Source organism: Planktotalea sp., assembly GCF_039984035.1.
Classification (GTDB): domain Bacteria; phylum Pseudomonadota; class Alphaproteobacteria; order Rhodobacterales; family Rhodobacteraceae; genus Planktotalea.
Map to the genome: position 1 here is coordinate 1 of NZ_JBDWVM010000475.1, position 8,325 is coordinate 8,325.

The window sequence follows — 8,325 nt, forward strand, 5'->3', positions numbered from 1 at the left end:
TCGCCATTAACGACTTCGACGATATCGCCTGGCAGAAGATCTTCGATCGCGATTGGACCACTGGGCGTGGAAATCAACGTGCCGCGCGCGAGGGCGGAACTGGTCGCTTCAAATAGCTCTGTTGCTGGGGCAAGATGATGAGAGGTGCGCGATGTACCGTCACTGCGAAGCGTTGCGATTTCATACTTTCGCATGAGCGGCTGGGGGCTCGGCGTGCGCTCTTTCGTCGGTAAAAAACGATCTGTTTTTACCGGCATAGAATTAGAGCTTTCGACCCGCAACGCGGGGGAAGAATGGATAACCATACGAGTACCTGTATTTACAAATGTCGCACCAGCGCTGGCGGATTGCTCGCGCAGGAAAAACAACTCATTTCAAATCATGTGTTCTGTTGGGCGCAAAAAAGCTGCGCCGTCAGAACGTGTTATTATGCTGATTTGAGGGCGCGTGGCGTTTCATTGCGTTTTGCAATGAGCGCGGTGCGCATGGAGCCACGTTGGAACACAAGCTGGGGCGTCTCAGTTTTCGCTGTCTTAAGAACGGATGCGATAAAGCGTGCTTTGGGTTTCATATCAACGTTTGCCTCAAAATATTTGGTATTGATCTTGGGCTAAACGTGACTTGAGATTGGGGCGAGATGTTGACCCGCTGACGGTCGACTTGGGCCAATGTTCGGGAAGTTATGTGGTCAATTAAAGGCGGATTACTGAAATAAGGCGGCCGTAATCGGGTTCGCTGCGGTGCGTAGTGCGACGATAAGAATAAAAGCGCGCCTCGTCATGATAGGTGCAATGCCCGATCCATTCTGCATGTTCCACGCCAGCCTCGCGGAGCATATGCAGTCCAAAACCGGGCAGGTCGAATTGCATGCGATCGTCAGTGCCATTTGCGAAGAACCGCGAAAACTCAGGGTCTTTAGCTGTAAAGTCGTCGTAAAACTCTGGGCCCACCTCATAAGCGCGCTGCGAAATGCAAGGGCCAATCGCGGCGGTGATGTTGGCCCGCTTAGCGCCAAGGTCTTCCATTGCGCTGACGGTATTTGCAAGAACGCCGTCCAATGCACCCTTCCAACCAGCGTGCGCTGCGCCAATAACGCCTGCCTCTTTGTCGGCAAAAAGCACAGGCTGACAATCAGCTGTCAGAATCCCAAGAGCGACACCTGCTGTGCGAGTCACCATTGCATCTGCTTTTGGGCGTTCGGTGCTGGGCGCGTCTACAGTAACGACCTCGGCGCTATGGTATTGATGCACACCAACAAGCGCGTCTTCCACAACGGCCATTTCGCCCGCTACACGCGAGCGGTTCGCTAAAACAATGTCGCTGGCATCAGACGATCCAACGCCGCAATTCAAACCCTCAAAGATGCCGCTCGATTCCCCACCTTTACGTGTGAAAAAGCCATGCTGCGTTCCGCTCAATATATCTGCCTTCAGCAACTCGACTGTCATACTTCGTATCCCGCAGGTGGTTTTGCGCCGTTTGGAAAGAGCGCGATGGTCTTGAACAGGTTTCCCATTTCTTCGGGATGCGTCAAGCGTCTGTGTGCAGCAATGTGTTGATCGAGCGCCGCGCTGTTGAGTTTGCTTGCGAGGGCCTGCGCGCGTTGGGTGATGCCAAGACGTTCGAGGAATATGCCCTGCGGCGTGACCTTCGAATGGCTGCAAGGCAGATCAGTGATCAAAGCCTCAAAGTCCACATGGGCCGTTAGATCGCACTGCCCGGGTTGATGCAGCGGGTCCACGGCGTCATGCGCCTGCAGCGCCTGCAACGTGTCCCCAAGCGAGCGCCAATCCCCATAATCAAAGATAAAAGCGGCACCGCCGTTTTGTTCGATGCAGTTTGCAAGTGTCGTCATGATATGAGGCGCTGCGCTGCAAAACTCGACAAGGTCGCCGTCTTTTGTGTCCTCGAGACGATGTTGCAAGGCGCTTAGAGCTGTGGCTTCGCTCAATCCAAAGCACAGAGTATCATTTTCGACGCCAACTTGGCGCTCGCGCCATCCTGCGCCGTCGCGCACCATTTGCCGGATCGGCAGCGCATCGAAGAACTCGTTCGCCACGACGAAGATGGCTTGGTTGTCAGGCAAAGTCTCAACGCCATCATGCCAAGTTGGTTCAAACCCCTTTAGCGCCTCTTTCTGTAAGCTGCGCATATGCGGAGACGCTTCTACCAAATGAATGCTGTACGCATCCAAGAAGCCGGGCACAGCGCGCAAAGTGCGCAAGATATCTGCCATCAACGTCCCGCGCCCGGGGCCAAGCTCAACAAGAGCGACGTGTTGCGGCTGTCCTTGATCCATCCAGGCTTGAGCGAGCGTTAATGCGATCAACTCTCCAAACATTTGGCTGATTTCTGGGGCCGTGGTGAAGTCACCCTCGCTCCCGAATGGATCGCGCGATGTGTAGTAGCCATGCTTCGGATGAAATAGGCACATCGACATATACTCTGCGATGCTCATCGGGCCCTGCTGCTCGATCTGTGACTTTATGATAGGCTCGAGCAAGCTCACGTCTTGCGCGCTCTCAGGACGAACCATACGCCGAGCAAGATCATTGGGATTGAGAGAAGCTGGCCCATAGTAAAACCATAACCACCCGTTTGTAGCGCGAGCCCCAATGGATTGCCCTCAGTGATGAACTGCGCGTCAGGTTGACGGAAGAACTCAACAATGAACCGCGCAATGCCGTATCCTGCAAAAAAGGTGCCCATCACCACACCCGGTGTTTTGAGAGCGCCGCCGCGCCATGCGAGCCAAAGTAGAAGCGCACCCAAAATGAGACCTTCTAAAATTGCTTCATAAAGCTGCGAAGGGTGGCGTGCACATAAGTCGATCAGCGGGCCGCAATCTTGCGCCGCGCCACCAGGAAAGATCACGCCCCATGGTAATTCAGTCGGGCGGCCCCATAGTTCTGCGTTGATGAAATTAGAGATACGTCCAAGCAAAAGACCGGGCGCGACAGCGAGCGCCATCATATCTGCCGTTTGCATTTTGGAGATGTTGTTACGCGCGCAAAAATAGAGCCCTGCAAGAATGACGCCGATCAGGCCGCCATGGAAAGACATCCCGCCTTGCCAAATCATCAGCGCTTCAATCGGGTGCTCAAGGTAATAGGCTGGTTGATAAAAAACGACATAGCCAAGGCGTCCACCGATGATGACGCCCAAAATGACGCAGGTGAGCAAATCCTCAACCTGCGCGGTGGTCATGGGAGGCGTTTCATTTGGCCAAAGGCGTGGCGCCTTAATCACCATAAGCGCCAAGCGCCATCCGATCAGAATGCCGACGATATAGGCTAAGGCATACCAGCGCAGGGCGAAATCGAAGCCGAATAGAGAGATAGAAAATATCTCGGGGGACATAGGTGGAAATTGGATCGCTGCATGCATGTAAAGTGCCTTTTGCTCGAATGCGCCGAGTTGACGCCTTGTGACCTGCTGCTTTCAAGCCCATATATCACTCAAATGGAAGCCCGGAGGCGACAATGCAAACCCGAAACAAAGTTCTGGACGATATTTCTCAGCTTATGACCAACGCAATGGGCGTTGCGCAGGGCGCAAAAACGGAAGCCGAGACAGCGATGAAGTCACTGCTGGACCGCTGGTTGGCGGATCGCGACTTTGTTACCCGTGAGGAATTTGATGCTGTGCGCGCGATGGCGCAGAAAGCGCGCGAAGAAAACGATGCGCTGAAATCGCGTTTGGATGCTTTGGAATCTAATTCAAAGTAACCCCAAGTCAGTTAACAATCTGTTAAAGACCTGCTGCATCTTGTGGCGGGTCTTTTTTTGTCCACAACTTATTGCGGTTATCCCCAAGTTATAGCTTTACAGAACGATTATTCGCCCCCACGATATATGGTATCGAGCAAGCGTGGACACACGACATCCGCGTATAGTTCCCAGATTTTGGGTGGTTTCGCCCAAAACGAGCAGAAAAAGGGGCGTACCATGGCTAATCTTGAGCAATTCATCGAAGATGACATCCATCCCATTGATTTGGTGGAAAACCTTGCTGAGCATCACGAGTGGGAATTTGACCGCATTCACGATGATCAGATCGCGATGCAAGTCGAAGGACAGTGGCGTACTTATTCTATCACGCTCGCATGGTCTGGCTATGATGAAACGCTCCGTTTGATCTGCACATTCGAAATGGAGCCGCCCAAAGACAAGCTGCCAAAGCTTTACGAAATGCTCAACGCGATCAATGATCGATGCTGGGCTGGCTCGTTCACTTATTGGGAAGAACAACAGTTGATGGTCTATCGCTATGGTTTGGTCCTTGCTGGTGGCCAAGTTGCGGGACCAGATCAGATCGACACGATGATCAGCGCCGCAGTGATGAGCGCAGAGCGGTATTACCCAGCGATGCAACTTGTTGTCTGGGGTGATCGAACGGTCGAAAATGCACTGGATGTTGCCATTGCAGAGGCCTACGGGCGCGCGTAACACTTCGCCCTGAATAAAATTCGGGGGATCACATGAATTTAGACGCGATCGCGCAGCAGGGTTTGGTTTTGCTGGGGTGTGGGAAGATGGGATCAGCCATGCTGGCTGGTTGGTTGGAAGGCGGCTTGCCCGCCACGTCTGTTTGGGTGCAAGATCCGTACCCGTCTGACTGGCTCAAAGCCAGCGGCGTTCATATCAATGAGGGATTCCCCGAAGCGCCCGCAGTTGTTTTGATCGCGGTCAAACCTCAGATGATGGGCGAAGCGCTGCCCGCTTTAGCTAACTTGCCCAAAGAGAACACCATCTTTCTATCCGTAGCTGCAGGCGTTTCCATCGCGTCTTATGAGGCTGCATTGGGTGAGGGGACTTGCGTTGTGCGCGCCATGCCCAACACGCCAGCGGCGGTGAACAAAGGGATTACTGCAATCGTTGGAAACGCTCAGGCCAGCGCCGCTGATATGGATCTCTCTGAAGAACTTTTGAAGGCGGTTGGTCAGGTCGTTCGATTGGATGAAGAAAACCAGATGGACGCAGTGACAGGTGTGTCCGGTTCTGGACCTGCTTACGTGTTTTATATGATTGATGCTCTTGCGGCAGCTGGCGTTGCACAAGGTCTGCCTGAGGCGCTCGCGATGCAACTCGCCAAGGCGACGGTTGCCGGTGCAGGCGCACTTGCTCAAGAGGCAAGTGAAACGCCCGAACAATTACGAATTAACGTGACTTCGCCCAATGGAACGACGCAGGCGGGGCTTGAGGTGTTGATGGCAGAGGATGCGTTGATGCCCCTCATCGATGCGACCGTTGCAGCAGCTGCAGATCGTTCAAGGGAGCTGGCCAATGGCTGAAATTACGTTCGATGATTTTATGAAGATCGATATTCGCGTTGGTCGCGTGATCCAAGCCGAACCTTATCCTGAAGCGCGCAAACCCGCGATCAAGATGCAGGTCGATTTTGGTGGCGATATCGGGATCAAGAAAAGCTCAGCGCAGGTTACGGTGCACTATACGCCAGAATCTTTGATTGGTCGTCAGGTCATGGCCGTTGTCAATTTTCCACCACGTCAGATTGGCAAATTCATGAGCGAAGTTCTGGTTCTTGGTGTGCCGGATGAAGATGGAGAAGTTGTTTTGCTGAAGCCTGATCAAGATGTTCCAGCCGGTGCGAGGTTGTTTTGATGAAACTCTGGATTACCCGCCCTTTACCTGAAGCGATTCTCAACGCTGCACGTGCCGAATTTGATGTTGAAATGCGTGAAAGCACGGCGCCTTTGAACGACGAAGAATTGCGCCGCGCGCTGCGAGACTTCGATGTCGTGCTGATGACGCTCGGCGATCAATTCTCGGCGGACGTTTTTAAGGACGTGCCAGAACCCCGAGCAAAGATGCTCGCGAATTTTGGTGTCGGATATAATCACGTCGATGTGGATGCGGCTAAGGCAGCAGGTATCGTGGTGAGCAATACGCCCGGGGCTGTGACGGACGCGACAGCGGATACTGCGATGACTTTGATGCTGATGAGCGCACGACGCGCAGCAGAAGGGGAACGTTTGGTGCGTTCCGGCGCTTGGGAAGGGTGGCATCCGACGCAGATGCTTGGCCTGCATTTGACTGGCAAACATGTCGGTATTGTTGGTATGGGCCGCATTGGACAAGCGATTGCGCGGCGTTGCCATTTTGGTTTCGAGATGAGCGTGAGCTATTTCAACCGTTCGGCAAAGCAGATGGACTTCCCGTCAACGCAAGTCGCCACGCTGACAAAGCTTGCTGCACAGGTTGATGTTTTGGTTGTTGCTGTCCCCGGTGGACCGACGCGTCATTTGATCAACGCTGATGTCTTGGCCGCCATGCAACCGCATGCCCATTTAATCAACATCGCGCGCGGCGAGGTCGTCGAAGAAGCGGCTTTGATCGCGGTACTGGAAGCAGGCGCAATCGGCGGCGCAGGCCTAGATGTTTACGAATTTGAACCTAAAGTTCCAGACGCTTTGAAGGAATTGGATAATGTCACGCTGCTGCCGCACTTGGGTACAGCGACGCTAGAAGTGCGCACAAGCATGGGTTTGATGGCGGTGGATAACGCGATTGCCTTTTCGCAAGGCAAACCCCTGCCAAATCCGGTCTAGTTCCCAGTCGCTTCTCGCCAATGTCGGCGGCAGAGTGAAACGTAGACCTCGTTGCCGCCGATTTGCACCTGCTCTCCTTCGGTCAAGGCGCGCCCTGTTTCGTCCTGACGGATCACCATGGTCGCCTTTTTCCCGCAATGACAGATTGTACGCACTTCGCGCATCTCATCGCTGAGCGCGAGCAAAGCCGCCGAGCCAGGGAAGAGTTTGCCGCGAAAATCAACGCGTAATCCATAACACATAATCGGCACTTTTAGATCGTCGACTGCACGTGCCAATTGCCACACATGGTCTTCTGTCAAAAACTGCGCTTCATCTATAAACACACAAGCACAGGGGCCTTGGGCCAAGCGGTCTTTGATCTTTTTGAAGAGGTCGTCACCGTCGTCAAAAGTGTCTGCATCCTTGCCAATACCGATTCGGCTAGCGATTCGACCTGCGCCTGCACGGTTATCAAAACGGGCAGTAAGCAAATAAATCTGCATTCCACCTTCGATGTAATTGTGGGCAGCTTGAAGCAAAACGGTGGATTTGCCAGCGTTCATTGTAGAGTAGTGAAAATAGAGTTTAGCCATGGCCGCGTTTTGCCCATGATTGAAGGCACTTGCAAGATACATGCGTCATTGTTGGGGAAAACACGAAAAGACGCATAGATTAAGGCGAACCAAAATCTACGCGTCTGATACTCTTTACACCGCCAAGACGCCCTACGTGCAGCAAACGTCGAAGTTTATCTTGTCGATTTCACACCCTCTCAATGAGGGGAACTAGGCACTCACTCGTTCCAAAAACTTAGGAACGGTTTACAAATGCCACATTCCCGCTAAATGATGGATGGGAATAAAGTTTAGAACTTCCCCTCAACTGATGAGGGAATAGTGAGGATTTCGTATGGCCGGCGTAGGCAGTTATCTGAAGAAGCACACCGAGGCTTTGGTGAAGGATGTAGGAATCGAACCTGCATGTGAGCTCACCGGGAAGTCTAAAGCGACATTGGGTCGGTATTATTCCGACAATGACGAGCATGCAGATCGGTTCATGCCAGTCGATGCTGTGGCTGCTTTGGAAGAGGCGTCGTCCTATCCGCACGTAACAGCTGCTCTTGCTGAACTGAAAGGCATTACGCTGTCGTTTGACGAGCGCCGGCGCAACACCGACAATAAAGGTGGCATCAATCAGGATGTTATCGCGCTCAGCCAACGTTTTGCGATGTTGATGGCAGAATATAACACCTCAATCGACGACGGTATTATTACTGTTAACGAGGCGAAGCGTCTGCTTAAGGAAACTTTGGCAATTCAACAGGTGTTGATCGATATGAAGCTTCACCTCGAAGAAGAGCACAACTAAACAGTTTTCGACTTTGCAAAGAAAAAGCCCCGTCCGAATGGACGGGGCTTTTTCTGTTTGTTGAGCCATGAAAGCTTTAGACGAAGAACTGACCGCCGTTCGCGGAAATTGTAGAACCGTTGATAAACGCGGAATCGTCTGACGCGAGGAAAGAAACGCAGTGCGCGATTTCTTCTGGCTCACCCAAGCGACCGGTCGGAATTTGACCGATAATGCTTTCGCGTACTTTTTCAGGAACAGCCATGACCATTTCTGTGGCGATGTAACCAGGGCAGATTGCGTTGGCTGTAATGCCAGCGCGTGCGCCTTCTTGAGCCAACGATTTAACGATGCCAAGATCGCCGGCTTTCGTCGCAGCATAGTTGACTTGCGCGAACTGACCTTTTTGACCGTTGATTGAAGAG

At 52.9% G+C, this 8,325-nt stretch carries 12 protein-coding genes and 1 pseudogene; 6 read left to right on the forward strand and 7 right to left on the reverse strand.

From position 1 onward, the window contains the following. The 5 genes and pseudogenes from ABJQ89_RS21485 to lgt form a co-directional block, all read right to left on the reverse strand. Positions 1–305: pseudogene (locus ABJQ89_RS21485) on the reverse strand (hypothetical protein); the annotation flags it as partial. 122 nt (positions 306–427) lie between these two features. Next, entirely contained in the window at positions 428–571 is a 144-nt protein-coding gene (locus ABJQ89_RS21490; RefSeq protein ID WP_348498193.1) for a hypothetical protein, read from the reverse strand. A gap of 121 nt (positions 572–692) precedes the next feature. Then, a complete protein-coding gene (pgeF, locus tag ABJQ89_RS21495; protein WP_348498194.1) occupies positions 693–1,448 on the reverse strand; it encodes a peptidoglycan editing factor PgeF in 756 nt (251 codons plus the stop codon). Then, positions 1,445–2,458 (reverse strand): SAM-dependent methyltransferase, encoded by a 1,014-nt coding sequence (locus ABJQ89_RS21500; protein WP_348498195.1) that lies wholly within the window; start codon positions 2,456–2,458, stop codon positions 1,445–1,447. The genes pgeF and ABJQ89_RS21500 overlap by 4 nt, the downstream gene beginning before the upstream one ends. A gap of 47 nt (positions 2,459–2,505) precedes the next feature. Next, positions 2,506–3,387 carry a prolipoprotein diacylglyceryl transferase gene (lgt, locus tag ABJQ89_RS21505; RefSeq protein WP_348498196.1) on the reverse strand — a complete coding sequence of 294 codons (882 nt, stop codon included), beginning with the start codon at positions 3,385–3,387 and terminating at the stop codon, positions 2,506–2,508. 95 nt (positions 3,388–3,482) lie between these two features. Between lgt and ABJQ89_RS21510 the strand changes: the two genes are divergently transcribed. From ABJQ89_RS21510 to ABJQ89_RS21530, 5 genes are all read left to right on the forward strand, one after another. Next, on the forward strand, positions 3,483–3,728 hold the full coding sequence (locus ABJQ89_RS21510; protein WP_348498197.1) for an accessory factor UbiK family protein: 246 nt from the start codon (positions 3,483–3,485) through the stop codon (positions 3,726–3,728). Between the two features lie 219 nt (positions 3,729–3,947). Next, on the forward strand, positions 3,948–4,448 hold the full coding sequence (locus ABJQ89_RS21515) for a YbjN domain-containing protein (RefSeq protein ID WP_348498198.1): 501 nt from the start codon (positions 3,948–3,950) through the stop codon (positions 4,446–4,448). Positions 4,449–4,480: 32 nt separating this feature from the next. Beyond that, the gene (proC, locus tag ABJQ89_RS21520; RefSeq protein ID WP_348498199.1) at positions 4,481–5,293 is read left to right on the forward strand and encodes a pyrroline-5-carboxylate reductase; all 813 of its coding nucleotides are present in this window, start codon (positions 4,481–4,483) and stop codon (positions 5,291–5,293) included. After that, on the forward strand, positions 5,286–5,624 hold the full coding sequence (locus ABJQ89_RS21525) for a tRNA-binding protein (RefSeq protein WP_348498200.1): 339 nt from the start codon (positions 5,286–5,288) through the stop codon (positions 5,622–5,624). Before proC ends, ABJQ89_RS21525 begins: the two co-directional genes overlap by 8 nt. Beyond that, a complete protein-coding gene (locus ABJQ89_RS21530) occupies positions 5,624–6,571 on the forward strand; it encodes a D-glycerate dehydrogenase (RefSeq protein ID WP_348498201.1) in 948 nt (315 codons plus the stop codon). Before ABJQ89_RS21525 ends, ABJQ89_RS21530 begins: the two co-directional genes overlap by 1 nt. Here ABJQ89_RS21530 and ABJQ89_RS21535 read toward each other — a convergent pair. Then, positions 6,568–7,146: a thymidine kinase gene (locus tag ABJQ89_RS21535; RefSeq protein ID WP_348498202.1), complete on the reverse strand. Its 579-nt coding sequence runs from the start codon at positions 7,144–7,146 to the stop codon at positions 6,568–6,570. The two genes, ABJQ89_RS21530 and ABJQ89_RS21535, sit on opposite strands and share 4 nt — an antisense overlap. A 316-nt stretch (positions 7,147–7,462) precedes the next feature. Here ABJQ89_RS21535 and ABJQ89_RS21540 point away from each other — a divergent pair, with 316 nt between their 5' ends. Beyond that, positions 7,463–7,921, forward strand: coding sequence for a hypothetical protein (locus tag ABJQ89_RS21540; protein ID WP_348498203.1), 459 nt, complete (start codon positions 7,463–7,465; stop codon positions 7,919–7,921). 76 nt (positions 7,922–7,997) lie between these two features. On the opposite strand, the gene ABJQ89_RS21545 is transcribed toward ABJQ89_RS21540, so the two are convergent. Beyond that, the coding region (locus tag ABJQ89_RS21545) for an SDR family oxidoreductase (RefSeq protein WP_348498204.1) at positions 7,998–8,325 on the reverse strand (328 nt) is incomplete at its 5' end.

Bases quoted from the DNA above. Each gene is read 5' to 3' on its own strand.
- ABJQ89_RS21490 (WP_348498193.1), bottom strand. From the start codon at position 571: ATGAAACCCAAAGCACGCTTTATCGCATCCGTTCTTAAGACAGCGAAA.
- pgeF (WP_348498194.1), bottom strand. From the start codon at position 1,448: ATGACAGTCGAGTTGCTGAAGGCAGATATATTGAGCGGAACGCAGCAT.
- ABJQ89_RS21500 (WP_348498195.1), bottom strand. From the start codon at position 2,458: ATGAGCATCGCAGAGTATATGTCGATGTGCCTATTTCATCCGAAGCAT.
- lgt (WP_348498196.1), bottom strand. From the start codon at position 3,387: ATGCATGCAGCGATCCAATTTCCACCTATGTCCCCCGAGATATTTTCT.
- ABJQ89_RS21510 (WP_348498197.1), top strand. From the start codon at position 3,483: ATGCAAACCCGAAACAAAGTTCTGGACGATATTTCTCAGCTTATGACC.
- ABJQ89_RS21515 (WP_348498198.1), top strand. From the start codon at position 3,948: ATGGCTAATCTTGAGCAATTCATCGAAGATGACATCCATCCCATTGAT.
- proC (WP_348498199.1), top strand. From the start codon at position 4,481: ATGAATTTAGACGCGATCGCGCAGCAGGGTTTGGTTTTGCTGGGGTGT.
- ABJQ89_RS21525 (WP_348498200.1), top strand. From the start codon at position 5,286: ATGGCTGAAATTACGTTCGATGATTTTATGAAGATCGATATTCGCGTT.
- ABJQ89_RS21530 (WP_348498201.1), top strand. From the start codon at position 5,624: ATGAAACTCTGGATTACCCGCCCTTTACCTGAAGCGATTCTCAACGCT.
- ABJQ89_RS21535 (WP_348498202.1), bottom strand. From the start codon at position 7,146: ATGGCTAAACTCTATTTTCACTACTCTACAATGAACGCTGGCAAATCC.
- ABJQ89_RS21540 (WP_348498203.1), top strand. From the start codon at position 7,463: ATGGCCGGCGTAGGCAGTTATCTGAAGAAGCACACCGAGGCTTTGGTG.